The 25,913-nt window shown below is 56.4% G+C and carries 24 protein-coding genes; 15 read left to right on the forward strand and 9 right to left on the reverse strand.

All coding sequences use genetic code 11. The features are described 5' to 3' along the window. Positions 1–29 precede the first annotated feature (29 nt). The gene (lysC, locus tag SP99_RS01200; RefSeq protein ID WP_047957519.1) at positions 30–1,379 is read right to left on the reverse strand and encodes a lysine-sensitive aspartokinase 3; all 1,350 of its coding nucleotides are present in this window, start codon (positions 1,377–1,379) and stop codon (positions 30–32) included. Positions 1,380–1,753: 374 nt separating this feature from the next. Here lysC and pgi point away from each other — a divergent pair, with 374 nt between their 5' ends. The 5 genes from pgi (at position 1,754) to SP99_RS01225 (ending at position 7,600) form a co-directional block, all read left to right on the forward strand. Beyond that, positions 1,754–3,403: a glucose-6-phosphate isomerase gene (pgi, locus tag SP99_RS01205; protein WP_047957520.1), complete on the forward strand. Its 1,650-nt coding sequence runs from the start codon at positions 1,754–1,756 to the stop codon at positions 3,401–3,403. A 367-nt stretch (positions 3,404–3,770) separates the two neighbouring features. After that, a complete protein-coding gene (yjbE, locus tag SP99_RS01210) occupies positions 3,771–4,013 on the forward strand; it encodes an exopolysaccharide production protein YjbE (RefSeq protein WP_008503423.1) in 243 nt (80 codons plus the stop codon). A gap of 118 nt (positions 4,014–4,131) precedes the next feature. Beyond that, the gene (locus SP99_RS01215; protein ID WP_047957521.1) at positions 4,132–4,770 is read left to right on the forward strand and encodes a YjbF family lipoprotein; all 639 of its coding nucleotides are present in this window, start codon (positions 4,132–4,134) and stop codon (positions 4,768–4,770) included. Then, on the forward strand, positions 4,767–5,504 hold the full coding sequence (locus SP99_RS01220; protein ID WP_047957522.1) for a capsule biosynthesis GfcC family protein: 738 nt from the start codon (positions 4,767–4,769) through the stop codon (positions 5,502–5,504). Before SP99_RS01215 ends, SP99_RS01220 begins: the two co-directional genes overlap by 4 nt. Then, positions 5,504–7,600 (forward strand): YjbH domain-containing protein, encoded by a 2,097-nt coding sequence (locus SP99_RS01225; RefSeq protein ID WP_045286175.1) that lies wholly within the window; start codon positions 5,504–5,506, stop codon positions 7,598–7,600. Before SP99_RS01220 ends, SP99_RS01225 begins: the two co-directional genes overlap by 1 nt. Positions 7,601–7,679: 79 nt before the next feature. On the opposite strand, the gene SP99_RS01230 is transcribed toward SP99_RS01225, so the two are convergent. Further along, positions 7,680–8,132, reverse strand: coding sequence for an acyltransferase (locus tag SP99_RS01230; protein WP_047957523.1), 453 nt, complete (start codon positions 8,130–8,132; stop codon positions 7,680–7,682). A 96-nt stretch (positions 8,133–8,228) separates the two neighbouring features. On the opposite strand from SP99_RS01230, the gene psiE reads away from it, so the two are divergent. Further along, on the forward strand, positions 8,229–8,639 hold the full coding sequence (gene psiE / locus SP99_RS01235) for a phosphate-starvation-inducible protein PsiE (RefSeq protein ID WP_000202963.1): 411 nt from the start codon (positions 8,229–8,231) through the stop codon (positions 8,637–8,639). Positions 8,640–8,736: 97 nt separating this feature from the next. Here psiE and malG read toward each other — a convergent pair whose 3' ends face one another. The 3 genes from malG to malE form a co-directional block, all read right to left on the reverse strand. Then, positions 8,737–9,627, reverse strand: coding sequence for a maltose ABC transporter permease MalG (malG, locus tag SP99_RS01240; protein WP_025758991.1), 891 nt, complete (start codon positions 9,625–9,627; stop codon positions 8,737–8,739). Between the two features lie 14 nt (positions 9,628–9,641). Continuing rightward, the gene (gene malF, locus SP99_RS01245) at positions 9,642–11,186 is read right to left on the reverse strand and encodes a maltose ABC transporter permease MalF (protein WP_047957524.1); all 1,545 of its coding nucleotides are present in this window, start codon (positions 11,184–11,186) and stop codon (positions 9,642–9,644) included. A gap of 120 nt (positions 11,187–11,306) precedes the next feature. After that, positions 11,307–12,497: a maltose/maltodextrin ABC transporter substrate-binding protein MalE gene (gene malE / locus SP99_RS01250; RefSeq protein WP_032672582.1), complete on the reverse strand. Its 1,191-nt coding sequence runs from the start codon at positions 12,495–12,497 to the stop codon at positions 11,307–11,309. A 370-nt stretch (positions 12,498–12,867) separates the two neighbouring features. Here malE and malK point away from each other — a divergent pair, with 370 nt between their 5' ends. The 5 genes from malK to ubiA all read left to right on the forward strand — a co-directional run bounded on the left by malK (position 12,868) and on the right by ubiA (position 17,987). Beyond that, the gene (gene malK / locus SP99_RS01255; RefSeq protein WP_008500080.1) at positions 12,868–13,977 is read left to right on the forward strand and encodes a maltose/maltodextrin ABC transporter ATP-binding protein MalK; all 1,110 of its coding nucleotides are present in this window, start codon (positions 12,868–12,870) and stop codon (positions 13,975–13,977) included. A 71-nt stretch (positions 13,978–14,048) separates the two neighbouring features. Continuing rightward, positions 14,049–15,359: a maltoporin gene (locus SP99_RS01260; RefSeq protein ID WP_025758986.1), complete on the forward strand. Its 1,311-nt coding sequence runs from the start codon at positions 14,049–14,051 to the stop codon at positions 15,357–15,359. A 114-nt stretch (positions 15,360–15,473) separates the two neighbouring features. Beyond that, a complete protein-coding gene (gene malM / locus SP99_RS01265) occupies positions 15,474–16,427 on the forward strand; it encodes a maltose operon protein MalM (protein ID WP_025758984.1) in 954 nt (317 codons plus the stop codon). A 180-nt stretch (positions 16,428–16,607) separates the two neighbouring features. After that, the gene (ubiC, locus tag SP99_RS01270) at positions 16,608–17,105 is read left to right on the forward strand and encodes a chorismate lyase (RefSeq protein ID WP_047957525.1); all 498 of its coding nucleotides are present in this window, start codon (positions 16,608–16,610) and stop codon (positions 17,103–17,105) included. A 12-nt stretch (positions 17,106–17,117) separates the two neighbouring features. Continuing rightward, complete coding sequence (gene ubiA, locus SP99_RS01275; protein WP_025758979.1) at positions 17,118–17,987, forward strand: 4-hydroxybenzoate octaprenyltransferase; 870 nt, start codon at positions 17,118–17,120, stop codon at positions 17,985–17,987. 89 nt (positions 17,988–18,076) lie between these two features. Here the strand turns inward: ubiA and zntA are convergent, their stop codons facing one another. Both zntA and SP99_RS01285 read right to left on the reverse strand, forming a co-directional pair. Next, on the reverse strand, positions 18,077–20,248 hold the full coding sequence (gene zntA, locus SP99_RS01280; protein WP_047957526.1) for a Zn(II)/Cd(II)/Pb(II) translocating P-type ATPase ZntA: 2,172 nt from the start codon (positions 20,246–20,248) through the stop codon (positions 18,077–18,079). Positions 20,249–20,324: 76 nt separating this feature from the next. Beyond that, positions 20,325–20,951 (reverse strand): lysoplasmalogenase, encoded by a 627-nt coding sequence (locus SP99_RS01285; protein WP_047957527.1) that lies wholly within the window; start codon positions 20,949–20,951, stop codon positions 20,325–20,327. A gap of 129 nt (positions 20,952–21,080) precedes the next feature. On the opposite strand from SP99_RS01285, the gene SP99_RS01290 reads away from it, so the two are divergent. Then, positions 21,081–21,440 carry a DUF2500 domain-containing protein gene (locus SP99_RS01290; protein ID WP_025758976.1) on the forward strand — a complete coding sequence of 120 codons (360 nt, stop codon included), beginning with the start codon at positions 21,081–21,083 and terminating at the stop codon, positions 21,438–21,440. A gap of 82 nt (positions 21,441–21,522) precedes the next feature. On the opposite strand, the gene SP99_RS01295 is transcribed toward SP99_RS01290, so the two are convergent. Next, positions 21,523–21,804 carry a DUF1145 family protein gene (locus tag SP99_RS01295; RefSeq protein WP_008500088.1) on the reverse strand — a complete coding sequence of 94 codons (282 nt, stop codon included), beginning with the start codon at positions 21,802–21,804 and terminating at the stop codon, positions 21,523–21,525. Then, a complete protein-coding gene (rsmD, locus tag SP99_RS01300; RefSeq protein ID WP_047957528.1) occupies positions 21,788–22,390 on the reverse strand; it encodes a 16S rRNA (guanine(966)-N(2))-methyltransferase in 603 nt (200 codons plus the stop codon). Before rsmD ends, SP99_RS01295 begins: the two co-directional genes overlap by 17 nt. Positions 22,391–22,517: 127 nt before the next feature. On the opposite strand from rsmD, the gene ftsY reads away from it, so the two are divergent. The 3 genes from ftsY to ftsX are packed head-to-tail and all read left to right on the forward strand — an operon-like array spanning position 22,518 to position 25,697. Then, positions 22,518–23,981 carry a signal recognition particle-docking protein FtsY gene (ftsY, locus tag SP99_RS01305; RefSeq protein WP_047957529.1) on the forward strand — a complete coding sequence of 488 codons (1,464 nt, stop codon included), beginning with the start codon at positions 22,518–22,520 and terminating at the stop codon, positions 23,979–23,981. 2 nt (positions 23,982–23,983) lie between these two features. Next, the gene (gene ftsE, locus SP99_RS01310; protein WP_025758973.1) at positions 23,984–24,649 is read left to right on the forward strand and encodes a cell division ATP-binding protein FtsE; all 666 of its coding nucleotides are present in this window, start codon (positions 23,984–23,986) and stop codon (positions 24,647–24,649) included. Next, positions 24,642–25,697 carry a permease-like cell division protein FtsX gene (ftsX, locus tag SP99_RS01315; protein WP_025758972.1) on the forward strand — a complete coding sequence of 352 codons (1,056 nt, stop codon included), beginning with the start codon at positions 24,642–24,644 and terminating at the stop codon, positions 25,695–25,697. Before ftsE ends, ftsX begins: the two co-directional genes overlap by 8 nt. Positions 25,698–25,913: the final 216 nt, after the last annotated feature.

The following is a 25,913-nucleotide window of genomic DNA, read 5'->3' on the forward strand; positions in this document are numbered from 1 at the left end:
GTAGATAATGTTTATCGTGCTAACGAATTTTATTCAAACAAATTCTGATGAAGTTTCTGCACCACCTGCTCGGCCTGATCGGCAGGCACCAGGAAGCAGAGGTTATAGCTGGACGCGCCGTAGCAAATCATACGGATATTGAACGGGTCGAGCACGCCGAACACTTCTTTGCCTACGCCGCAGGCGCGGGACAGTTTGTTGCCGATGATGGCTACCAGCGCCAGGTCTTCTTCCACTTCCACGCGGCACAGCTCAGACAGCTCAATCAGCAGCGACTGTGTCAGCAGGGTGTCACCGGTGGAGGTAGAGCCGGTGGTGTCCAGCGTCAGCGCAATGCTCACTTCAGAAGTGGTGATCAGATCCACGGAGATATTATGGCGCGCCAGAATACCAAACACTTCCGCCAGGAAACCACGCGAGTGCAGCATATTGTGGCTGTGGAGCGTCACCAGCGTCTGGCGACGGCGCAGGGCCAGCGCGCGGAACAGCGGTGGGTTTTCCGTTTTCTTGCAGACCAGCGTACCGCCCGCTTTCGGATCTTTACTGGAGCCGACGAACACCGGAATATCGCTGCGCACGGCCGGCAGCAGCGTGGCAGGGTGCAGCACTTTCGCGCCGAAGGTGGCCATTTCCGCCGCCTCTTCAAAAGCGATGACATCAATACGTTTGGCCGCAGAAACGACGCGCGGATCGGTGGTGTAAATGCCTGGAACGTCAGTCCAGATATCGACGCGGGTGGCATGCAGGGCTTCGCCCAGCAGCGCGGCGGTATAGTCGCTGCCGCCACGGCCAAGCGTTGTTGTGCGCCCTTTTGCTTCACTGCCGATAAAGCCCTGGGTGATCACAATGCCATCGGCCAGGCGTGGGGCCAGCTGCTGAGTGGTCAGCTCGGCCAGCACTTCTACGTCCGGCTCGGCGCGGCCAAAGCGATCGCTGGTACGCATCACTTTGCGCACGTCAAACCACTGCGCCGGAATATTACGCTCGCGCATGATTTCCACGAACAGCAGGGTGGACATCAGTTCACCGTGGCTGACCAGTTCGTCTGTCAGGGCGGTGGAGGTTGCCAGAGAGGCCGCTTCGGCCAGCGTGGTGATATTTTCCAGCAGACGTTCCACTTCCTCCCGAATGACGTTCGGGTTCTGCAGACGTTCAAGGATGTCGAACTGAATTTTGCGCAGTGCATCCAGCTTAACGAAACGTTCTGTCGCTTCCAGTCCTTCAGACAGAGAAACCAGCAGGTTCGTCACGCCGGCAGAGGCGGAAAGCACCACCAGGCGGGTATTCGGATCGGCCAGCACCACATCGGCGCTGCGGTTCATGGCATCGTAATCGGCCACACTGGTGCCGCCAAATTTGGCGACCACAAAACTCGTCATAACAACCTCGTGTCAGGGAATGAATAAGCGACCATGGCACAAGAATGAAACGAAAACAGGTGCAGGCGCAAAATACGGCCCTATAAATAAAATGTGGGGGAGGTCCTGTCAATGCTGGGATTATGCGGATTTTTTATGGGGGGGTACCCCTGAGAAACAGGACTTATAACAGGGCCAGATTTTATGCTCCGTTTTAGGGCTTTTTGACCGACTTTTCGCCGCCGCAGAAGGGCAATACAGCAGCTATACTTTTCGGGTCTTTTCACCTGTGTTTGATGCAGGCCAGGGCAATGGCATAAAAACCATCACAATTTTTATTTGCAGGCGCTACAATCGACCGCAGTCACAATTCTCAAATCAGAAGAGTATTGCTAATGAAAAACATCAACCCAACGCAGACCGCTGCCTGGCAGGCACTCCAGAAACATTTTGATGAAATGAAAGACGTCACCATCGCGGATCTGTTCGCGAAAGATGCCGATCGTTTCAATAAGTTCTCCGCGACTTTCGATGACCTGATGCTGGTGGATTTCTCCAAAAACCGTATCACCGAAGAGACGCTGGCAAAACTGCAGGATCTGGCGAAAGAGACTGAACTGGCCGACGCCATCAAATCCATGTTCTCCGGTGAGAAGATCAACCGCACCGAAGATCGTGCCGTGCTGCATGTGGCCCTGCGTAACCGTAGCAATACCCCAATCATCGTCGACGGCAAAGACGTTATGCCGGAAGTGAACGCGGTGCTGGAAAAGATGAAAGCCTTCTCTGAAGCGATCATCTCCGGAAGCTGGAAAGGTTACACCGGCAAACCGATTACCGACGTGGTTAACATCGGTATCGGTGGTTCTGACCTCGGTCCGTTCATGGTGACCGAAGCGCTGCGCCCGTACAAAAACCACCTCAACATGCACTTTGTCTCGAACGTTGATGGTACCCACATCGCCGAAGTGCTGAAAAACGTGAACCCGGAAACCACCCTGTTCCTGGTCGCGTCTAAAACCTTTACCACCCAGGAAACCATGACCAACGCCCACAGCGCGCGCGACTGGTTCCTGAAAACCGCGGGCGACAACAAGCACGTGGCGAAACACTTCGCGGCGCTGTCCACCAACGGTAAAGCGGTCAGCGAGTTCGGTATCGATACCGCGAATATGTTTGAGTTCTGGGACTGGGTTGGCGGCCGTTACTCTCTGTGGTCCGCGATCGGTCTGTCCATCATCCTGTCCGTGGGCTTCGACAATTTCGTTGAGCTGCTCTCCGGCGCGCACGCGATGGATAAACACTTCTCCACCACCTCACCTGAGAAAAACCTGCCGGTGCTGCTGGCGCTGATCGGTATCTGGTACAACAACTTCTTCGGTGCCGAAACCGAAGCGATCCTGCCGTATGACCAGTACATGCACCGCTTTGCTGCTTACTTCCAGCAGGGCAACATGGAATCCAACGGTAAATATGTTGACCGTAACGGCAACGCGGTGGATTACCAGACCGGGCCAATCATCTGGGGCGAGCCGGGTACTAACGGCCAGCATGCCTTCTACCAGCTGATTCACCAGGGCACCAAAATGGTACCGTGCGATTTCATCGCCCCGGCTATCACCCATAACCCGCTGTCCGACCATCATCCGAAGCTGCTGTCGAACTTCTTCGCCCAGACCGAAGCGCTGGCGTTTGGTAAATCCCGCGAGGTGGTTGAGCAGGAATACCGCGACCAGGGTAAAGATCCGGCCACGCTGGACCACGTTGTCCCGTTCAAAGTGTTCGAAGGCAACCGTCCAACCAACTCCATCCTGCTGCGCGAAATCACGCCGTTCAGCCTGGGTGCGCTGATTGCCCTGTATGAGCACAAAATCTTTACTCAGGGCGCAATCCTGAACATCTTCACCTTTGACCAGTGGGGCGTTGAGCTGGGCAAACAGCTGGCAAACCGTATCCTGCCAGAGCTGGGTGACGATAACGCGATCACCAGCCACGACAGCTCGACCAATGGCTTGATTAACCGTTATAAAGCATGGCGTGCGTAATTAAATTGTCATGAAAATGTGCCGGCGATATGCCGGCATTTTTTTATCAGATAATTCCTGATGTCTGTTATTTAGCTCAAATTCCTGTACTGAGTTTAATCTGAAAAAAGCCGTTAACCCGTTAATGACTGAGGTTTACTTTAGGAATATACGGATAACGGCATAGTCTCTTTTTAATTCTATCTTATTGATTTATATGTTTTCTATATTTGGTTAATTGCTCTTATCTTTCAATTTTATCCATTAGTCTGAAAACCCCTTTCCTATTTCCCCGGACGGCAAACCCGCGGCGGGAGTTGTGTATACTCGAATCCGCCTGAAATTCTTTTTGGGCAAATCTCCATTCATTCAATGAAGGGAAATTCTTATGAAGAAAGTACTGTATGGCATTTTTGCCATATCTGCGCTTGCGGCGACATCTGTTTATGCAGCTCCGGTTCAGGTCGGGGAAGCGGCAGGTTCGGCTGCGACGTCTGCGTCTGCGGGAAGTTCTACCGCGGCCAGCGCCAGCACCGTAAGTTCAGCCGTGGGTGTCGCGCTGGCGGCAACCGGTGGCGGTGATGGCTCCAATACCGGAACCACGACCACCACGACAACCAGCACCCAGTAATAGCGGGTGTTTTAATCATAACCACACTTCGGTGTGGTTATTCTGGCTTTTCAGTAGCCTTCGGGACCTGTAGGCCGGGTACGAGTAGCGCCACCCGGCAATAATGCGGAGAAGAGTCGTGAAGCGACCTGGGATCATCCTGATTTGCCTGCTGTTGCAGGCGTGCTCGGCCACCACCAAAGGGCTGGGAAACTCACTGTGGGAGAGCATGTTCGGCACACCGGGCGTGCATCTGACCGATGACGAACTGCAAAACATGCCGTATGCAAGCCAGTACATGCAGCTTAACGATGGCCCGCAACTGTTTGTGGTGCTCGCTTTCGATGAAAACGGGCAGCAGAAATGGGTGACGCAGGATCAGGCCACCATCGTGACGCAGCACGGTCGTATCGTAAAAACCCTGTTGGGCGGCGATAACCTGCTTGAGGTGAATAACCTCGCGGCCGACCCGCTGATCAAACCGAACCAGATTACCGACGGCGCAAGCTGGACGCGCACGATGGGCTGGACCGAACATAAGCAGGTGCGTTACGCCACGGCGCGTTCAACCTTCCTCTGGAACGGCACGGACAGCGTCAGCGTGGGTAGCGATGAAACCCGTGTTCGCGTGCTGGATGAAGAGGTCGTCACCGATCAGGCCACCTGGCATAACCGTTTCTGGATCGACGATGACGGGCAGATCCGCCAGTCCCTGCAGTATCTCGGCGCCGGATTCTTCCCGGTCAAAACCACGCTGATCAAGGCCGCGAAATCATGAAAACACTTATTCGCGTTGCGCTGATCGCAAGCTTTACCACACCGCTCGCATGGTCTGCCGGAACGGTGAAGGTCTATACCCCGGAGAGCACGCAGCCTAAAACGTTGACCAATGCCGGTCATCTTATCGATCTCGTCGGCCAGCCACGTCTGGCAAACAGCTGGTGGTCGGGCGCGGTCATCGCTGAACGCCAGAAGACTGCTGAAGCGGAACAACAGCACAAGGCGCTTCTCGCCAGGCTTACGGGGTTAGCGGAGCAGGAAGACGGTGATGACGCGGCAGCGATTAACAGCGTTCGCCAGCAGCTTCAGGCTTTGAAAATAACAGGACGGCTGCAGGTCAATCTCGATCCGGATGACGTGCGGGTGTCGGAGAACGGCAACCCGGCGCTGGAAGGCGATTACACGCTCTGGCTACCGGCACAGCCTGCCACCATTACCGTCTTCGGACTGATCAGCAGCCCGGGTAACAAGCCTTTTACGCCGGGTCGCGATGTGGCGAGCTATCTTGACGAGCAAAGCCTGCTGAGCGGAGCGGACAACAGCTACGCCTGGGTGGTTTACCCGGACGGGCACACGCAAAAAGCCCCGGTTGCTTACTGGAACAAACGCCATATCGAACCTGCGCCTGGCAGCGTGATTTTTGTCGGTTTTGCCGACCATTTCTGGACGAAGGCCTATGACGGGCTTAACGCCGATATCCTTCACTCCCTGATTCAGCGGATACCGGAATAATGAAAAGAACCTATCTCTACAGCATGCTGGCGCTCTGCGTGAGCGCCGCCTGCCACGCAGAAACGTATCCGGCACCCATTGGCCCGTCTCAGTCAGACTTCGGTGGCGTCGGTTTAATGCAGACTCCCACCGCGCGAATGGCGCGTGAAGGTGAATTGAGCCTTAACTACCGCGATAACGACCAGTATCGCTACTACTCGGCGTCTGTGCAGCTATTCCCGTGGCTTGAAACCACGCTGCGCTACACCGACGTGCGCACCAAAAAATACAGCAGCGTTGAGTCCTTCTCTGGCGATCAGACCTACAAAGATAAAGCCTTCGACGTCAAACTGCGTCTGTGGGAAGAGAGCTACTGGATGCCGCAGGTCTCCGTTGGCGCGCGTGATATCGGCGGTACCGGTCTGTTTGATGCGGAATACGTCGTCGCCAGCAAAGCCTGGGGACCGTTCGACTTCTCTCTCGGCCTGGGATGGGGCTATCTGGGCACCAGCGGTAACGTGACCAACCCGTTCTGCTCCTACAGCGATAAATACTGCTACCGCGATAACAGTTATCAGAAAGCGGGATCCATCAATGGCGACCAGATGTTCCACGGCCCGGCATCGCTGTTTGGCGGTGTGGAATATCAGACCCCCTGGCAGCCGCTGCGCCTGAAGCTGGAGTACGAAGGTAATAACTACTCGCAGGATTTCGCCGGGAAGATTGAGCAGAAGAGCAAGTTTAACGTCGGCGCCATTTATCGCGTCACTGACTGGGCTGACGTTAACCTCAGCTACGAGCGTGGCAATACGGTGATGTTTGGCTTCACGCTGCGCACCAACTTTAACGACATGCGCCCGCACTACAACGACAACGCGCGGCCTGCATACCAGCCGGAGCCGCAGGATGCGATCCTGCAGCACTCCGTGGTGGCAAACCAGCTGACGTTGCTGAAATACAACGCAGGCCTCGCCGATCCGAAAATTCAGGTCAAAGGGGATACGCTGTACGTCACCGGTGAGCAGGTGAAATATCGCGACTCGCGGGAAGGGATCGAGCGCGCCAACCGGATCATCATGAACGATCTGCCGGACGGGATCCGTACGATCCGCGTGACGGAGAACCGTCTCAACCTGCCGCAGGTGACAACGGAAACGGACGTCGCCAGCCTCAAGCGCCATCTGGAAGGCGAACCGCTGGGGCATGAAACCGAACTGGTGCAAAAACGCGTTGAGCCGATCGTGCCGGACACTACCGAACAGGGCTGGTATATCGATAAATCGCGCTTTGATTTCCATATCGATCCGGTGCTGAACCAGTCCGTCGGCGGGCCGGAAAACTTCTACATGTATCAGCTCGGGGTCATGGCGACGGCGGATCTGTGGCTCACCGACCACCTGCTGACCACCGGCAGCCTGTTTGGCAACATCGCCAACAACTACGACAAGTTCAACTACACCAACCCGCCAAAGGACTCGACGCTGCCGCGCGTGCGTACCCGCGTGCGTGAATATGTGCAGAACGATGCCTACGTGAACAACCTGCAGGCCAACTACTTCCAGTACTTTGGCAACGGCTTCTACGGCCAGGTCTACGGGGGGTACCTGGAAACCATGTACGGCGGCGCGGGGGCGGAAGTGCTGTATCGTCCGGTGGACAGCAACTGGGCGTTTGGTATTGATGCCAACTACGTCAAGCAGCGTGACTGGCGCAGCGCGCAGGACATGATGAAGTTCACCGACTACAGCGTCAAAACGGGCCATCTGACCGCCTACTGGACGCCGTCGTTTGCGCCTGATGTGCTGGTAAAAGCCAGCGTCGGTCAGTACCTGGCGGGCGATAAGGGCGGCACGCTGGATATCTCTAAACACTTCGACAGCGGCGTGGTCGTGGGCGGTTACGCCACCATCACCAACGTCTCGCCGGACGAATACGGGGAAGGGGACTTCACCAAAGGGGTGTATGTGTCAATTCCGCTGGATCTCTTCTCGTCAGGCCCAACCCGCAGCCGCGCGGCCATTGGCTGGACGCCGCTGACGCGTGACGGCGGTCAGCAGCTGGGTCGTAAGTTCCAGCTGTACGACATGACCAGCGATAAGAACATTAACTTCCGCTGATGCCTGATTGCCGGGCGGCACTGCGTTTGCCCGGCCTACGGTTTCGTAGGCCCGGTAAGCGCCAGCGCCACCGGGCGACCTACAGGCGGCGCAGAAGCCTCGCCGGATTCCCGGCATAAATGCCTTTCTTGGTGATGGATTTGGTTACCACGCTGCCTGCGCCAATCACCGCGCCATCGCAGATGGCGACCGCCAGGATGGTGGCACCGCTGCCTATCGATACATCATTCCCTACGGTAATTCGCCCCCAGCTGTTCCGGTCAGCATTGGGTTTGCCTTCGCGAAACAGGTCGTTGGCAAACATCACACCATGGCCGATAAAACAGCGTTCGCCGACAGTGACGTACTCACAGATGAAGGTGTGCGACTGGATCTTGCTGTCGTCGCCAATTCGCGTATTGCCCTGAATTTCAACAAACGGGCCGACGAATACCCCGTTACCGAGCACGCAGTCATAAAGATTGGCCGGTTCGTACACGGTGACATTTTCGCCACAGGTGACGTTACGAACCCCGGTGGGTTTGCGCTCCATCGTTTACCTCCGTACATAAAACATAATTAAAAAATATAGATCCACGTCACATTTTTGCGTTATACAGGAACCTCGCCCTGGAGAATGAGGTGCTGTATGACATCCCTGACTCGCCCGCGCGTTGAGTTTATCTCAACAATCCTCCAGACCGTGCTGAACCTCGGTCTGCTGAGCCTTGGCCTGATACTGGTCGTCTTTTTGGGTAAAGAGACGGTGCATCTGGCGGATGTGCTGTTCGCCCCCGAGCAAACCAGCAAATATGCGCTGGTGGAAGGACTGGTGGTCTACTTTCTCTACTTTGAATTTATCGCCCTGATTGTGAAATATTTTCAGTCAGGCTTTCACTTCCCGCTACGCTATTTTGTCTACATTGGGATCACCGCGATAGTGCGGCTGATAATCGTCGATCATAAATCCCCCCTCGATGTGCTGATCTACTCGGCGGCGATCCTGCTGCTGGTGATCACCCTTTGGCTGTGTAATTCGAAGCGGCTGAAGCGAGAATAAAAAAATGGCGCTCCGAAGAGCGCCTAACAACAGTCACAAGTTGGGTCAATACAATACGTCTAAAGTTGAGGGTTGCAGTGGCATAACAAAATGAAACTTAACCTTTCACACCGCCCGCCGTCAGGCCGTTGACCAGCCAGCGCTGCGCCAGCAGGAACACCACGGTAATCGGGATGGCAGAGAGTACGGCCGCTGCGGCAAAGTCACCCCACAGGTAGTTTTGCGGGTTGAGGTATTGCTGCATCCCTACGGCCAGGGTGTAGCTGTTGACATCGCGCAGCAACAGCGACGCGACAGGCACTTCGGTGATGGCGGCGATAAACGACAGGATAAACACCACCGCCAGGATTGGCACCGAGAGCGGCAGCAGCACCAGACGGAACGCCTGCCACGGGGTTGCCCCATCCAGCGCGGCTGCTTCTTCCAGCGAACCGTCGATGGTTTCGAAATAGCCTTTAATGGTCCACACATGCAGTGCGATACCGCCCAGATAAGCGAAGATTACGCCGCCGTGGGTGTTGAGACCGATAAACGGCACATACTGGCCCAGGCGGTCAAACAGGGCATACAGCGCCACCAGGGAGAGCACTGCCGGGAACATCTGGAAAATCAGCATCCCTTTCAGCAGCGTCGCTTTGCCCGGGAAACGCATACGGGCGAAGGCGTAAGCGCAGGTGGTGGAAAGCGCCACGATACCAACCGCGGTAATACCTGCGATTTTCACCGAGTTCCACAGCCAAAGCAGGACCGGGAACGGCGGTGGCGTGACGCGGCCATCCGCGTGTTCCACGCTGAAGCCCAACGCGAGCTTCCAGTGCTCCCAGGATATTTCGTCCGGGATCAGGCTCCCGGTGGCGAAGTTACCCGAACGCAGGGAGATGGCGATAACCATCAGCAGCGGGAACATGATCGCCGCGATAAAAATCAGCAGACCTAAGTGCGTCACGAGGAGGCGCAGTTTTTGAGATTTGGGTTGTACCATAGCCATGATCGTTGCCCTCCTTAGTCAAATTTCATACGTGTGGCTTTCAGATTCACAATCGCCAGAGCGCCAACCAGCAGGAAGATCAGGGTGGCAATCGCTGCCGCCAGACCGAAGTCCTGTCCGCCGCCGCCTTCGAAAGCGATACGGTAGGTGTAGCTCACGAGCAGGTCGGTATAGCCGGCCGGCGTGGTGGTGCCAAGACGGTCCGGACCACCGTTGGTCAACAGCTGAATCAGCACGAAGTTGTTAAAGTTAAAGGCGAAGCTGGCGATCATCAGCGGCGTCAACGGCTTAATAAGCAGCGGCAGCGTAATCTTAAAGAAGTTCTGGAACGGGCCTGCGCCATCCATCGCTGAGGCTTCGTACAGGTCGTCCGGGATGGCCTTCAGCAGACCCATGCACAGGATCATCATGTACGGATAGCCCAGCCAGGTATTCACAATGATAATCATCGCGCGGGCGGTGGTCGGGTCGCTGAACCAGGCTGGTTTGATGCCAAACAGCGCGCTCAGCATCATGTTGATTTCACCGAAGCTCTGGTTAAACAGCCCTTTGAAAATCAGAATCGAGATGAACGACGGTACGGCATAGGGCAGGATCAGCAGCACGCGGTAAATCGCTTTCCCTTTCAGGGACTCCCACTGAACCAGGCAGGCCAGCACCATGCCCACGGCCACGGTCAGCAGCACGGTCAGCACCGAGAAGACGACTGTCCAGACAAAGATGGCGAAGAACGGTTTCTGAATACCTTCGTCGGTGAACACGCGGGTAAAGTTGTCCCAGCCGATGGTCACGGTATAGCCCGGGCTGAGTTTGTCATCACCCCATTTGCCGTCGGCGGTAATGGACTGATAGAAACCAATGTCGTTGTTCGGACGATATTTCACGCCGCTCTGGTTGTTGGTCAGTGCGCCGTCATCCGCCAGGGTGTAGAGCGGCTGTGTGCCGGAGAACTGGCGCAGCGAGCTCATCGTCACTTTGCTTTCGTCTGGCAACACGGCAGTGAGCTGGGTCAGCGCCTGACGGTTCTGGGTAATGACGCGCAGGTTGGCGCGTTCACCTTCCGGCAGGGCGGCAGCCTCTTTTAAGGCCAGCTTCTGTTCGCCGCCGAACGTGAAGGCGTCGGAGACATAGTATTTGCCGCTAGCTTCGTCAGTGAGCGCTAACTTCCACTCTTTACCGGCAGGATACAGACCGAAATTAAAGGTCTTGCCGGCCTGATAAGAGCGGTCCAGCAGGACCTGCTGCGCGCGTTCCTGCGCAAGCTGGTTGGTGCTGCTGTAGTTGGTAAACGCAATGGCGATAGTACAAATCAGCGGGAAAAGGACAAACAGCCCCATCCCGGCCACGCCCGGATAGACATAACGCCAGGCATAGGTTTTACGGTTGGCGAAAATATACAGGCCAGCAGAGCTTAAAATCAGCGTCATGATGGCAAACAGATATTCCCCTTGTACGTACATTAAAACAACAAGGTAACCCACCAGCAGACTCAGCAGACCTATCGCTGACCATTTCAGCGCGTCGCTTTGCCACCAGCGTTTCTTTTTAATGACATCCATGGGGTTTTTCCTCTACAACGGTGAAAACTTATCGTCAGGTGGCGCTGCGCTTACCTGACCTACGGATCGTGCCGTAGTCGTAGGGCGGGTAAGCGCAAGCGCCACCCGCCGTTTTTCTGCTTACTTGGTAATACGACCCTGTGCATCTTTCAGCGCGGCATCGACAGTCTGACGACCGCTTGCGGCGTTGATGACGGCAGTACGAGTGGCGTACCAGAACGCGGCCATCTGTGGGATGTTCGGCATGATTTCGCCTTTCTGGGCGTTATCCATGGTGGCGGCGATACGAGGATCTTTCGCCAGCTGATCCTGGAAGGATTTCAGCGCAACAGCACCCAGCGGTTTGTCCTTGTTCACTTCATCCAGACCCTGATCGGTCAGCAGGTAGTTTTCCAGGAACTCTTTCGCCAGCTCTTTGTTCGGGCTGGCCGCGTTGATACCGGCGCTCAGCACGCCAACGAACGGTTTAGACGGTTTGCCTTTGAAGGTTGGCAGCAGCGTCACGCCGTAGTTGATTTTGCTCTTGTCGATGTTGCTCCAGGCCCACGGACCGTTGATGGTCATCGCGGTTTCGCCTTTGTTGAACGCCGCTTCTGCGATGGAGTAGTCGGTATCCGCGTTCATGTGTTTGTTCTTGATGAGGTCAACCAGGAAGGTCAGGCCTGCTTTCGCGCCAGCGCTGTCTACGCCCACGTCTTTCACGTCATATTTGCCGTTTTCAAACTTGAACGCGTAACCGCCGTCGGCTGCAATCAGCGGCCAGGTGAAGTACGGCTCCTGCAGGTTGAACATCAGCGCGCTCTTGCCTTTCGCTTTCAGCTCTTTATCCAGTTTCGGGATCTCTTCCCAGGTTTTCGGCGGGTTAGGTACCAGGTCTTTGTTGTAAATCAGAGACAGGGCTTCTACCGCAACCGGGTAAGCGATCAGTTTGCCGTTATAGCGAACGGCGTCCCAGGTGAACGGGAACAGCTTGTCCTGGAAGGCTTTGTCCGGGGTGACTTCAGCCAGCAGACCAGACTGTGCGTAGCCACCGAAGCGGTCATGTGCCCAGAAGATAATGTCCGGACCGTCACCCGTTGCCGCAACCTGCGGGAATTTCTCTTCCAGTTTGTCCGGGTGCTCTACGGTGACTTTGATACCGGTGTCTTTCTCGAATTTTTTACCCACTTCGGCCAGGCCGTTATAGCCTTTGTCGCCGTTAATCCAGATAACCAGCTTGCCTTCTTCAATTTTGGCGAGCGCCGGTGCGGAAACCATCATTGCTGCGAGGGCGGACAATGCGAAAACGCGTGCGCCAGTCTTGATATTCATATCTGCCATCCTTTTTGGTGATGTCTCGTGGTATGACTTCAGTGGTTCAACGTGACTCAGTCTCCTTATTTGACATCCTCTTTCCATCCTCCCAACCCCTACGCCCCACCCCCCGTTTGTGTGATCTCTGTTGCATAAATTTAAGTTATGAGTGCTGGCGCACATAAAAACACACTGAATTTTGCAGGCCGCTTCACGAATTTCGCCTCACCCCGCCAGCGACGGTCGCAGAGCCTGCTCTCTCATCCTCCCGCCTCCTCCCCCATAAAAAAGCCGGGGGGTGGAGGATTCAGGAAAGTAATGGATACCCCATAGTGAACTTATCTTGAATGTTTCTGTCGGTGACAGGTTGTAACGAAGGGAGAAGGGCATGGCGAGCGTACAGCTGCGTAATGTAACGAAAGCCTGGGGCGATGTTGTGGTGTCGAAAGACATCAATCTGGACATCCACGAAGGTGAATTCGTGGTATTTGTCGGCCCATCAGGCTGCGGTAAATCAACTCTGCTGCGTATGATTGCCGGTCTTGAAACCATCACCAGCGGCGACTTGCTGATCGGTGATACCCGAATGAACGACATCCCACCCGCCGAACGTGGTGTCGGGATGGTGTTCCAGTCCTATGCACTCTATCCCCATCTTTCCGTGGCCGAGAACATGTCCTTCGGTCTGAAGCTGGCCGGCGCGAAGAAAGAGGTCATTAACCAGCGCGTCACCCAGGTGGCGGAAGTGTTACAGCTTGCGCATCTGCTGGAGCGTAAACCGAAAGCGCTTTCCGGCGGTCAGCGTCAGCGTGTGGCGATTGGCCGTACCCTTGTCGCCGAACCGCGCGTGTTCCTGCTCGATGAACCGCTTTCCAACCTGGATGCCGCCCTGCGCGTCCAGATGCGTATCGAAATCTCCCGTCTGCATAAACGTCTTGGCCGCACGATGATTTACGTCACCCACGATCAGGTCGAAGCGATGACCCTGGCGGACAAAATTGTGGTGCTGGATGCCGGTCGCGTGGCGCAGGTGGGCAAACCGCTGGAGCTCTATCACTACCCGGCAGACCGCTTTGTTGCGGGCTTTATTGGCTCGCCAAAGATGAACTTCCTGCCCGTTAAAGTGACCGCGACAGCCATTGAACAGGTACAGGTGGAGCTGCCAAACCGTCAGCAAGTCTGGCTGCCGGTCGACAGCGCCAACGTACAGGTGGGGGCAAACATGTCCCTCGGTATTCGTCCTGAGCATTTACTGCCGAGCCACATCGCCGATGTGACGCTGGAAGGTGAGGTTCAGGTCGTCGAACAGCTTGGTCACGAAACACAGATTCATATCCAGATCCCCGCCATTCGTCAGAACCTGGTCTACCGCCAGAATGACGTGGTGTTGGTAGAAGAGGGTGCCACATTCGCTATCGGCTTGCCGCCAGAGCGTTGCCATCTGTTCCGTGAGGATGGCACTGCATGTCGTCGGTTGCATAAAGAGCCAGGCGTTTAAGCAATCCCAAAAGAAGACACGAAACCGACAGGTGAAGTGTTCAAAGAAAAGCAATGATCTCAGGAGATAGAATGATGATTACTCTGCGCAAACAAGTCCCTCTGGCAATCGCCGTTGCGGCAGGCATCCTGTCTGCCCAGGCAGGCGCCGTGGACTTTAAAGGTTATGCTCGTTCCGGCATTGGCTGGACCGGGAGTGGCGGTGAACAACAATGTTTCCAGGCAACCGGTGCTCAAAGTAAATACCGTCTCGGCAACGAATGTGAGACCTATGCTGAACTGAAACTGGGCCAGGAAGTGTGGAAAGAGGGCGATAAGAGCTTCTACTTTGACACCAACGTCGCGTATTCCGTTTCTCAGCAGAATGACTGGGAAGCCACCAGCCCGGCATTCCGTGAAGCTAACGTGCAGGGTAAAAACCTGATTGAGTGGCTGCCAGGCTCCACCATCTGGGCCGGTAAGCGCTTCTATCAGCGTCATGACGTTCACATGATCGACTTCTACTACTGGGATATTTCTGGTCCTGGTGCGGGTATCGAAAACATCGACCTGGGCTTTGGTAAGCTCTCTCTGGCCGCCACCCGTTCTTCTGAAGCGGGCGGTTCCGGCACCTTCGCCGATCGCGATATTAACGGCGACCGTACCTATGATCGTATCGTGCCGAACGATGTCTTCGACGTGCGTTTAGCCGGTCTGGAAACCAACCCGGGCGGTACGCTGGAGCTGGGTGTTGACTACGGTCACACCAACATTCCAGACGATTACTACCTGCAGCCTGGCGCCTCCAAAGATGGCTGGCTGTTCACTGCTGAACACACCCAGAGCATGATGAAGGGCTTCAACAAGTTCGTACTGCAGTACGGTACGGATTCCATGACCTCTAACGGCAAAGGTATTCCACAGGGCGGTAGCGTTGATAACGATGGCTCCATGTGGCGTGTGCTGGACCACGGTGCAATCACCCTGGCAGACCGTTGGGACCTGATGTACGTCGGTATGTACCAGAACATCGATCGTGACAACAACAACGGTACCGAGTGGTGGACCGTGGGTGTTCGTCCAATGTTCAAATGGACGCCGATCATGAGCACCTTGCTGGAAGTGGGCTACGACAACGTCAAATCTCAGAGAACTGACGAGAAAAACAGCCAGTACAAAATCACCCTGGCACAGCAATGGCAGGCAGGCGACAGCATCTGGTCTCGTCCGGCTATCCGTGTCTTCGCAACCTACGCGAAGTGGGATGAGAAATGGGGTTACGCGAACAACAGTGACACCGGCTACACCTCTGGCGTGGCATACAGTGACACTTCCGCGAAAACCTTCAGCCGTGGCGACGACGATGAGTGGACCTTCGGCGCCCAGATGGAAATCTGGTGGTAATTCGTTAGACCTGACGTAATGACCTAAAAAGAGGGGCGAAAGCCCCTCTATCCTTAGGGTGCTGCGCGCTATTGCCTGGCCACCGCAGTGCTCACGCTATCAGAGGTAATAACAATGAAAATGAAGAAAAGTCTCGTCGCGCTGTGCCTCTCTGCGGGGCTGATGGCCTGTGTTCCGGCGGTCTCCCTGGCAGATGTGAATTTCGTGCCACAAAATACCAGCGCTGCGCCAGCTATCCCGGCGGCGGCGCTCCAGCAACTGACCTGGACACCGGTTGATCAATCCAAGACGCAATCCACCCAACTTTCTACAGGCGGACAACAGCTGAACGTGCCCGGGATCACCGGGCCGGTTGCCGCCTACAGCGTGCCAGCCAATATTGGTGAACTGACCCTGACGTTAACCAGTGAAGTGGACAAACAGACCAGCGTATTTGCCCCGAACGTGCTGATTCTGGACCAAAACCTGACGCCTTCTGCTTTCTTCCCGAGCAGCTACTTTAGCTATCAGGAGCCTGGCGTGATGAGTGCAGACCGCCTGCAAGGCGTGATGCGCCTGACGCCAGCCCTGGGACAGCAAAAAATTTACGTGCTGGTCTTCACCACCGAGAAAGATTTGCAGCAGACCACAAAGCTGGTTGACCCGGCGAAAGCCTATGCGAAAGGCACCGGCAACTCGGTTCCGGATATTCCGGACCCGCTTGCCCGTCATACCACTGATGGCCTGATCAAACTGAAAGTCTCCACCAATAGCGCCTCCAGCGTACTCGTTGGCCCACTGTTTGGCTCCTCAGGCCCAGGGCCGGTGACCGTAGGGAATACCGCTGCACCTGTCTATGCCGCGCCAGCTGCCACGGCAGCCGCACCGGTAGCGACCGCAGCGCCGGCCCCGGCGAAGAAAGCTGAGCCGGTACTGAACGACACCGAAGAGTACTTCAACAACGCCATTAAGCAGGCGGTGAAGCGCGGCGATGTCGATAAAGCGCTGAAACTGCTTGATGAAGCCGAACGTTTAGGTTCAACCACTGCCCGTTCCACCTTTATCAGCAGTGTAAAAGGCAAGGGGTAACCGTTTCCCCACAGTGCTGATTTGTTAGTAGTTTAGTGCGCCTGAGTGGGCGCACTTTTTTTCGTCTCGTCCAGGTTGTTGCGCCCTTGTTGCGATCGTGATCGTTAAATAACGTTTGGCCCCCCTCAATCCGCGTTTCTGCGATACAATGCCAGTACGTTATGTATCGGAGAGTCTGGCATGTCACACCCCGCGCTAACGCAACTGCGTGCGCTGCGCTATTTCGACCACATCCCTGCGCTTGATCCGCAGCAGCTTGACTGGCTGTTGCTGGAAGATTCCATGACGAAACGTTTTGAGCAGCAGGGGAAAACGGTCACGGTGACCCTGATTCAGGAAGGGTTTGTCTCTGGCGATGAGATCGCCAGCGAACAGCCGCTGCTGCCGCAGGAGCCTCGTTACTGGCTGCGTGAAATTTTACTCTGTGCTGACGGTGAACCGTGGCTTGCCGGACGGACGGTGGTACCCGAGTCCACCCTTTCCGGGCCCGAGCTGGCGCTGCAGCGTCTGGGGAAAACGCCGCTGGGGCGTTATCTCTTCACCTCGTCAGAACTTACCCGGGATTTTATTGAAATTGGTCGTGATGCCGAACTGTGGGGGCGTCGTTCCCGCCTTCGCCTGAGTGGTAAACCGTTAATTCTGACGGAGCTTTTTTTACCGGCATCACCGTTGTACTAAGAGGAAGAAAAAATGGAGTGGAGCCTGACGCAGAATAAGCTGTTGGCTTATCACCGCTTAATGCGTACCGATAAACCTATTGGCGCGTTACTGTTGCTGTGGCCGACCTTATGGGCGCTGTGGGTGGCGACGCCAGGCGTGCCGCCGCTGTGGATCCTTGGCGTGTTTGTTGCCGGGGTCTGGCTGATGCGTGCGGCGGGCTGCGTGGTCAATGACTATGCCGACCGTAAATTCGACGGCCATGTCAAACGGACTGCCGGTCGTCCGTTACCCAGTGGGCAGGTGACCGGGAAAGAGGCCCGCGTGCTGTTCGTTGTTCTGGTGCTGCTCTCCTTCCTGCTGGTGTTAACCCTGAACACCATGACCATTCTGCTCTCCGTGGCAGCGCTGGCGCTGGCCTGGGTTTATCCGTTTATGAAGCGCTACACCCATCTGCCGCAGGTTGTGCTGGGCGCGGCGTTTGGCTGGTCGATTCCGATGGCGTTTGCGGCGGTTAGTGAGTCCTTACCGCTCAGTTGCTGGCTGATGTTTCTGGCGAACATTCTCTGGGCCGTGGCTTACGATACCCAATACGCGATGGTTGACCGCGACGACGACCTGAAAATTGGCATCAAATCCACCGCCATTCTGTTTGGCCGTCACGACAAGCTGATCATCGGGATTCTGCAGGTTGCCGTGCTGGCGCTGATGGTGGCGATCGGTCGCCTCAACGGTCTGAACTGGGCGTTTTACTGGTCAGTGCTGGTGGCAGGTCTGCTGTTTGCTTATCAGCAGAAGCTGATCGCGAAGCGTGAACGTGACGCCTGCTTTAAAGCGTTTATGAACAATAACTACGTCGGTCTGGTGCTGTTTTTAGGCCTGGCGATGAGCTATTTCTTATAAAAAAAGTCGGGTGGCGGCTTCGCCTTACCCGACCTGTGATCTGGCAGGACATGTAGGCCCGGTAAGCGTTAGCGCCACCGGGCGTTTTTTTACCGGCGACGCAACAGCCGGAGCGCGTTTGCCGTCACCAGCACCGTTGCCCCGGTATCCGCCAGCACCGCCAGCCATAATCCGGTCATGCCCAGCAGCGTGGTGACCAGGAAAATCCCCTTCAGCCCCAGCGCGATACCGATGTTCTGGCGGATGTTGGCCCGCGTCGCCCGCGCAAGCGCGATCATCTGGGCCAGCCCGGTCAGGCGGTTGTGGGTCAGCGCCGCGTCAGCGGTCTCCAGCGCCACGTCGGTACCGCTGCCCATGGCGATGCCAATGGTGGACGCCTTCATCGCCGGCGCATCGTTAATCCCGTCGCCGACCATCGCCAGCGGGGCGTGTGCGTTCAGCTCCGTCACCGCGCTGACCTTATCCGCAGGCAGCAGGCTGGCTTTAAATTCGAGCCCCAGCTCACCGGCAATGGCCGCCGCCGCGCGAGGGTTGTCCCCGGTTAAAATCACACCCTGCACGCCCAGTTGATGCAGTGCCGCTATGGCCTCTCTGGCATCGTCACGCAGGGTATCGCGCAGCGCCAGAATGCCTTTCACGCCGCCGTCCAGCATGACGGCAACAACCGTCTGTCCGGCTTTCTCTAACGCCTCGACCTCTGGATTAGCAGACTTGCCAGCCGCGACAATCAGTACCTTTTTACCGTCAACGGTGGCCTCAATCCCTGACCCTACCAGCGCTCGCTGCGCGGTCGCCGCCGGGATGGTTAATCCTCGCGACTGTGCTTCACGCACAATTGCCATCGCCAGCGGGTGAGTGGAACCCTGTTCAACGGCGGCGGCCAGGGTCAGCAGTTCATCTTCACTGATTTCCTGCGGATACACGCCGGTGACCTGCGGCTTGCCGACGGTCAGTGTGCCGGTTTTATCGAAGGCGATGTGTTCAACCTGGCTCAGCTGCTCCAGCGCCGCGCCGCCCTTAATCAACGCGCCGCGACGTGCCGCCGCCGCCAGGCCGGACGTAATGGCCGCCGGGGTGGAGATGACCAGCGCGCACGGGCAGCCGATCAGCAGCAGCGTCAGCCCTTTATAAATCCAGCCCTCCCACGGCGCGCCAAAGAACAGCGGGGGAATGACGGTAACCAGCAGGGCAACCAGCATAATGGCGGGGGTGTAGATACGGCTGAAGCGGTCGATGAAGCGTTCGACAGGCGCGCGGCGCTCTTCGGCCTCTTCAATCAGCTTCAGGATACGGTCTATGGCGCTGTCGCCCGGTTCGGAAAGAACCTTAAGCTGTACCAGACGATCGACGCTGGTGGCGCCCGCGGGCACTTTTTCGCCCATTGCGCGTTCCACCGGAATGGACTCCCCGGTGAGAGCACTTTCGTCGAAGCTTGCCGTGGCGGTGAGCAACTCACCGTCCGCAGGCAGACGGCCCCCTGCGGCAACGTCTATCACGTCGCCCGGGCGGAGCGTACTGATGGCGACCGTTTCACGCGTACCGTTTACCACGCGGGTGGCGGTTTCCGGTTTCAGGGCCATTAACGCGCTGACCCCTTTACGCGCCCGGCTGGCAGCCCAGCCCTCAAGGCGTTCACCGATTAAGAACAGCAGCAGCACCATTGCCGCTTCTGCCGTCGCGCCAATAAACAGCGCGCCGATGGCGGCCACGCTCATCAGCGTTTCGATGGCAAACCAGCTGCCGCTTCTCATCAGACGCCATGCCTGACGGGCAATCGGGAACAGCCCGACCAGGGTGGTGGCGATAAATGCCAGATTGCCAAACGGGTGGTTGATCTGTTCCAGCCCCCAGCTCAGGGCCATCATAATGATGAGCGTAACGAGCGGCAGATTTTCGCGCAGGGATGACGTTTTTTCCGCGGGTGCGGTTTCGCTACGCAGGCTGTAACCGGCCTGGCTGACCGCGGCTTCCACCTGTTTGCTGACGTCCTTCTCGGCGCCGATCAGCAGTTTCTCGGTGGCGAACAGCACCTGAACATGATTTACGCCCGGAACCTGTTTCACGGCGTTTTCAACTTTACGGGCGCAGGCGGCGCAGTCCATACCGTTGACGATCCAGCTGTAGCGATTTCCGCTTTCGGACAGCGGCTGCGTTTGCGTTTCACACGCGCCTTCGCAGCAGCAGTCGTCTTTCGACGGCACCGGGCTGAGCTTAAGCGCCGAGAATTGAGGAACTTTTTTAGGTATTTCTGGAGTCGACATGGCAGTCTCCGGCAATGATAATTTTCTCATTAACCGCAGCATACACTCTGGAGTCGACTCCAGAGTCAAGCGTTATTTAGATATACAGGGAACGCACAATCAGGAAGTGCCCGGCAAAGTAACAGGCGGCGGCAATCGCGTTATCTGCCCCGAAACGGCGGCGATAGTGGCTACCCAGCCAGACGATATTGCCGATCAACAGCAGCGCCGCACCGAAGAATGCGGACATCGCCGGGGCCGTTGGGCGGAAGAACCACAGTTCACCTGCCAGCCATACCATCACCAGCGTCATGGCGATAAACGTGCAGATCGGCAACCGCATCTCTTCCAGACGCGACCAGATCACCGCAATCAGCAGGGCGCCAATCACCAGCAGCACCAGCGGCAGCGGCCAGAAGAACGAGAGCGTCATCTGGCTGGCGAAGTAAATGGTGTACAGCAGATGCGACAGGAAGAACGCCCCCACGGCATACAGCAGGCGCTGGCGCGGCAGCAGGGTCAGGGCATCGCCAATCAGGGAGGCGCACAGTCCGGCGAGGACCAGATAGCTTATGGCGTTGAACATCGGTGCTTGCCAGGCAAGCAGCAGGAGCAGCAGCAGCGTGACGGGTTTAAACAGCCAGCGCTGCCAGGTGGGACCACGGTACGACGCATCGACATAAAGCCATGCGGAAAAACAGACAGCGATAAATGACCAAAGCATATTAACTCCCTGTATCTGTTAAGGCTGAATAATCAGTTTCTCATTCAGTGTAGTGACGCGGGCGGGCGTTTGGCAATGGCGGGGAAGGCAGGGTATCCTGAATTCCGCATAATCTTATGGGATGGTTGAATGAGCAAGATGCCGCTGTTTTTCATTATCGTGGTGGCGATTATCGTTATTGCCGCGTCGTTCCGTTTTGTGCAACAGCGCCGCGAAAAGGCGGATAACGACGCTGCGCCACTGATGCAAAAGCGTGTGATTGTGAGCAACAAACGCGAGAAGCCCCTTAACGACCGCCGCTCGCGGCAACAGCAGGTCGCGCCGGCGGGTACCGCTATGCGCTATGAAGCGAGCTTTAAGCCGGAAACGGGCGGTCTGGAGATGACCTTCCGCCTGGAGGCGCCGCAGTACCATCAACTGACGGTGGGGGAGAAAGGGACGCTGAGTTATAAAGGGTCGCGGTTTGAGGGGTTTAAACCGGCGCTGTAATTTTCCCTCACCCCGCCCCTCTCCCGGAGGGAGAGGGTGTAATCGTCCCCTCTCCCTCCGGGAGAGGGTTAGGGTGAGGGTGTTATTTCTTCACCTGCGCCTTAAACTTCTTCATCCACACCAGCAGTTCAAATACGCCGAAAATAAAGACGCGCAGCTGCTGCCAGCCGGTCATCTGTGGGCCATCTTTCGGCAGGCCATTTTTCAGCATCACCATCTGCAGGGCGTGCATGAACGAGGTGAAAATCAGCGCGACGTTAACAAAAATATTCATCGGGCGCGGGAACGGGTGCACCAGGTTGAGAAGCAAAAACGCCCAGACGCCCAGCATCAACAAACGTCCCAGATTAATCAGTACCGGCATCGGATCCTCCTTGTGCCTGACGGTGATACAGACGATAAGCGACCTGACCGGCCACTTTCTCACGGTGCAGTTCCCAGTGGGCGGGAACCGGGGGTAAACCGTTTTCCACTTCGCTTTCCACGTAAATTAATGCGTCATCCGCCAGCCAGCCGTTTTGCTCCAGCAGGGATAACGTCTCTTCCAGCAGACCCTTACGGAACGGCGGGTCGACAAACACTACGTTATGCGGCGTGCCCTTCTGTGCCAGAAAGCTCAGGGTGTTGGTGTTCACCACTTTCGCGTTGCTCGCTTTCAGCGTCGCCAGATTCTGCTGCAAGGTCTGCGCAACACCGCGCTCCATCTCCAGCAGCGTGGCGCTGGCGGCATAGCGCGACAGCGCTTCCAGCCCGAGCGCGCCGCTGCCGGCGAAGCAGTCGAGACAGTGGGCGTCGACCATTGACGGGGCCAGCCAGTTAAACAGCGTTTCGCGCACGCGGTCGGTGGTGGGGCGTAAACCGGGGCTGTCCGGCACCGGTAATTTCCGGCCTCGCCACTGACCACCGATAATACGAATTTGACCGGCCGGGGCGCGGTTGGGTTTCTTCATTTCAGGAAAGCTCTGTTAACAATTGGCCTGCGATTGCGGGCGGTGATGTCAATTAAGTAAAGTGTTAGACTATTTCATCATTTTTTTAGCTTCCATGTATATAGCGCCGCGAGGAGTGTAGTCGCAGATGGCAAAACAAAAAAAACGTGGCTTCTTTTCCTGGCTGGGCTTCGGTGAAAAAGAGCAAGAAACAGAACAGAAAACCGAAGAGCAACATGCCGTTGAAGAGCAATCGCAGCCTGAAACGCCTGTAGAAACCGCCGCGGTTGTCGAGGCGGAAGAAACGGCGCACAGCAAAGAAGAGATCGAATCTTTCGCTGAAGAGGTGGTTGCGGTCACTGAGGAGGTTCAGGAGAGCGAGAAGCCAGAACCGGTCGTGGTTGATGAGATCCCCGACGCGCCACAGGCCGTTATCGAACATGAAGCGTTGCCGCTGCCGGAAGAGGTGAAAGCCGAAGCCGTTTCTGCCGAAGAGTGGCAGGCCGAAGCGGAAACCGTTGAAATTGTTGAAGCGGTGGAAGAAGAGGCCGAAAACGAACCCGAGCTGACCGACGAAGAGCTGGAAGCTCAGGCGCTGGCGGCAGAGGCCGCTGAAGAAGCGGTTATCGTCGTGCCGGTGGAAGAGCCAGAGCAGAGCGAAGAGATTGTCCAGGAGCAGGAAAAACCGACCAAAGAAGGTTTCTTCGCCCGCCTGAAACGCAGCCTGCTGAAGACCAAAGAAAACTTAGGTTCCGGATTTATCAGTCTGTTCCGCGGCAAAAAGATCGACGACGATCTGTTTGAAGAACTGGAAGAACAGTTGCTGATCGCGGACGTGGGGGTAGAAACCACCCGTAAGATCATCACCAATCTGACCGAAGGGGCGAGCCGCAAGCAATTGCGTGACGCCGAGGCGCTGTACGGCCTGCTGAAAGACGAGATGGGTGAAATTCTCGCAAAAGTTGACGAACCGCTTAATATTGAAGGCAAAACGCCATTTGTTATTCTGATGGTTGGCGTGAACGGCGTGGGCAAAACCACCACCATCGGCAAGCTGGCGCGTCAGTTCGAGCAGCAGGGCAAGTCGGTGATGCTGGCGGCGGGCGATACCTTCCGTGCGGCAGCGGTTGAGCAGCTTCAGGTCTGGGGCCAGCGCAATAATATTCCGGTGATTGCTCAGCATACCGGCGCGGACTCCGCATCCGTGATCTTCGACGCCATTCAGGCGGCGAAGGCGCGCAACGTGGACGTGCTGATTGCCGATACTGCAGGCCGTTTGCAGAACAAATCGCACCTGATGGAAGAGTTGAAGAAAATCGTCCGCGTGATGAAGAAGCTGGACGAAGACGCACCGCATGAAATTATGCTGACCATTGATGCCAGCACCGGACAGAACGCCATCAGCCAGGCGAAGCTGTTCCATGAAGCGGTAGGACTGACGGGGATCACGCTGACCAAACTGGACGGCACCGCGAAAGGCGGGGTGATCTTCTCCGTGGCTGACCAGTTCGGCATTCCTATCCGCTACATCGGTGTGGGCGAGCGTATTGAGGATTTACGTCCGTTTAAAGCGGACGACTTTATTGAGGCATTATTTGCCCGAGAGGACTAACAATGATTCGCTTTGAACACGTCAGCAAGGCCTATCTCGGTGGGAGACAAGCGCTGCAGGGGGTGACATTCCACCTGCAGCCGGGCGAGATGGCATTCCTGACCGGCCATTCCGGCGCGGGGAAAAGTACCCTGCTCAAGCTTATCTGTGGGATCGAGCGGCCAAGCGCCGGGAAAATCTTTTTCGGCGGCCATGAGATCAGCCGCCTGAAAAACCGCGAAGTGCCGTTCCTGCGTCGGCAGATCGGCATGATTTTCCAGGACCACCACCTGCTGATGGATCGCACCGTTTTCGATAACGTGGCCATTCCGCTGATTATTGCCGGTGCCAGCTATGACGATATCCGCCGTCGCGTCTCTGCGGCGCTGGATAAGGTCGGGCTGCTGGACAAAGCGAAGAACTTCCCGATCCAGCTCTCCGGCGGTGAACAGCAGCGTGTGGGCATTGCCCGTGCGGTGGTGAATAAGCCTGCGGTACTGCTGGCGGATGAACCGACCGGTAACCTGGACGATGCCCTGTCCGAAGGGATTTTGCGTCTGTTTGAGGAATTTAACCGCGTGGGGGTCACCGTATTGATGGCGACGCACGATATCGGGCTCATTTCCCGTCGTTCGTACCGCATGCTAACCCTGAGCGACGGTCATTTGCACGGAGGCCACGGTGAATAAGCGTGATGCAATGAACCAGATTCGGCAGTTTGGCAACCGGTTAGACCGTTTCCGCAAGCCGCAGAGCGGCGGTGACGGTAACCGTAATGCGCCGAAGCGCCAGAAGGCCGCGCCTAAGCCGGCTTCGCGCAAAACCAACGTGTTCAACGAGCAGGTGCGCTACGCCTTCCACGGCGCGCTGCAGGACCTGAAAAGCAAACCGCTGGCGACGTTCCTGACAGTGATGGTGATTGCCATCTCCCTCACGCTGCCAAGCGTCTGCTATATGGTTTATAAGAACGTTAACCAGGCGGCTTCACAGTATTATCCGTCTCCGCAGATCACGGTCTATCTGGATAAAGCGCTCGACGATAACGCGGCGGCGCAGGTGGTCGGGCAAATTCAGGCCGAGCAGGGCGTGGAGAAGGTTAATTATCTCTCGCGTGAAGACGCGCTGGGCGAGTTCCGCAACTGGTCAGGCTTTGGCGGTGCGCTGGATATGCTTGAAGAGAACCCGCTGCCTGCCGTGGCGGTGGTGATCCCGAAGCTGGATTTCCAGGGTACCGATTCCCTTAACACCCTGCGCGATCGCATTACCCGCATTAAAGGCATTGACGAAGTGCGCATGGATGACAGCTGGTTTGCGCGTCTTTCTGCTCTGACCGGCCTGGTCGGGCGTGTGGCGGCGATGATTGGCGTGCTGATGGTGGCGGCGGTCTTCCTGGTCATCGGCAACAGCGTGCGCCTGAGCATCTTCGCCCGTCGCGATACCATCAACGTGCAGAAACTGATTGGTGCGACGGATGGCTTCATCCTCCGACCGTTCCTTTACGGTGGCGCACTGCTCGGGTTTTCCGGCGCATTTCTTTCACTGATATTGTCAGAAATTTTGGTGATGCGGCTTTCATCTGCCGTGACTGAAGTGGCGCAGGTTTTCGGAACGAAGTTTGATATCAGTGGCTTAGGGTTCGATGAGTGCCTGCTGCTGCTGCTGGTGTGCTCGATGATCGGGTGGGTGGCCGCCTGGCTGGCAACCGTTCAACATTTACGCCACTTTACTCCCGACTAAGAAAAGCGTGATATAATCTTTCCCTGCACCGAGATGTTCGCTCTGCAGGGAAAGCGTCCCTGTTGTCACTTCCCCTGTTATCATCTCCATGTCACATTTTGTGCGTAATTTATTCACCGTTGCACCTGGAACTTGTGGATAAAATCACTGTCTGATAAAAGAGTGAATGCTAATCTCGTTGCTCAAACGCTTTGGCATGGTTGTTGCCTGACGGGG

It is taken from the genome of Enterobacter sp. BIDMC92 (genome assembly GCF_001030225.1).
Classification (GTDB): domain Bacteria; phylum Pseudomonadota; class Gammaproteobacteria; order Enterobacterales; family Enterobacteriaceae; genus Enterobacter; species Enterobacter sichuanensis.

What these genes read in the sequence shown, in the direction of transcription:
- pgi (WP_047957520.1), top strand. Translation starts at nt 1,754, where the DNA reads ATGAAAAACATCAACCCAACGCAGACCGCTGCCTGGCAGGCACTCCAG.
- malF (WP_047957524.1), bottom strand. Translation starts at nt 11,186, where the DNA reads ATGGATGTCATTAAAAAGAAACGCTGGTGGCAAAGCGACGCGCTGAAA.
- SP99_RS01260 (WP_025758986.1), top strand. Translation starts at nt 14,049, where the DNA reads ATGATGATTACTCTGCGCAAACAAGTCCCTCTGGCAATCGCCGTTGCG.
- SP99_RS01285 (WP_047957527.1), bottom strand. Translation starts at nt 20,951, where the DNA reads ATGCTTTGGTCATTTATCGCTGTCTGTTTTTCCGCATGGCTTTATGTC.
- malG (WP_025758991.1), bottom strand. Translation starts at nt 9,627, where the DNA reads ATGGCTATGGTACAACCCAAATCTCAAAAACTGCGCCTCCTCGTGACG.
- ubiC (WP_047957525.1), top strand. Translation starts at nt 16,608, where the DNA reads ATGTCACACCCCGCGCTAACGCAACTGCGTGCGCTGCGCTATTTCGAC.
- ftsY (WP_047957529.1), top strand. Translation starts at nt 22,518, where the DNA reads ATGGCAAAACAAAAAAAACGTGGCTTCTTTTCCTGGCTGGGCTTCGGT.
- SP99_RS01290 (WP_025758976.1), top strand. Translation starts at nt 21,081, where the DNA reads ATGAGCAAGATGCCGCTGTTTTTCATTATCGTGGTGGCGATTATCGTT.
- yjbE (WP_008503423.1), top strand. Translation starts at nt 3,771, where the DNA reads ATGAAGAAAGTACTGTATGGCATTTTTGCCATATCTGCGCTTGCGGCG.
- malK (WP_008500080.1), top strand. Translation starts at nt 12,868, where the DNA reads ATGGCGAGCGTACAGCTGCGTAATGTAACGAAAGCCTGGGGCGATGTT.
- SP99_RS01230 (WP_047957523.1), bottom strand. Translation starts at nt 8,132, where the DNA reads ATGGAGCGCAAACCCACCGGGGTTCGTAACGTCACCTGTGGCGAAAAT.
- SP99_RS01225 (WP_045286175.1), top strand. Translation starts at nt 5,504, where the DNA reads ATGAAAAGAACCTATCTCTACAGCATGCTGGCGCTCTGCGTGAGCGCC.
- lysC (WP_047957519.1), bottom strand. Translation starts at nt 1,379, where the DNA reads ATGACGAGTTTTGTGGTCGCCAAATTTGGCGGCACCAGTGTGGCCGAT.
- ftsE (WP_025758973.1), top strand. Translation starts at nt 23,984, where the DNA reads ATGATTCGCTTTGAACACGTCAGCAAGGCCTATCTCGGTGGGAGACAA.
- rsmD (WP_047957528.1), bottom strand. Translation starts at nt 22,390, where the DNA reads ATGAAGAAACCCAACCGCGCCCCGGCCGGTCAAATTCGTATTATCGGT.
- SP99_RS01295 (WP_008500088.1), bottom strand. Translation starts at nt 21,804, where the DNA reads ATGCCGGTACTGATTAATCTGGGACGTTTGTTGATGCTGGGCGTCTGG.
- zntA (WP_047957526.1), bottom strand. Translation starts at nt 20,248, where the DNA reads ATGTCGACTCCAGAAATACCTAAAAAAGTTCCTCAATTCTCGGCGCTT.
- ubiA (WP_025758979.1), top strand. Translation starts at nt 17,118, where the DNA reads ATGGAGTGGAGCCTGACGCAGAATAAGCTGTTGGCTTATCACCGCTTA.
- malE (WP_032672582.1), bottom strand. Translation starts at nt 12,497, where the DNA reads ATGAATATCAAGACTGGCGCACGCGTTTTCGCATTGTCCGCCCTCGCA.
- malM (WP_025758984.1), top strand. Translation starts at nt 15,474, where the DNA reads ATGAAAATGAAGAAAAGTCTCGTCGCGCTGTGCCTCTCTGCGGGGCTG.
- psiE (WP_000202963.1), top strand. Translation starts at nt 8,229, where the DNA reads ATGACATCCCTGACTCGCCCGCGCGTTGAGTTTATCTCAACAATCCTC.
- SP99_RS01220 (WP_047957522.1), top strand. Translation starts at nt 4,767, where the DNA reads ATGAAAACACTTATTCGCGTTGCGCTGATCGCAAGCTTTACCACACCG.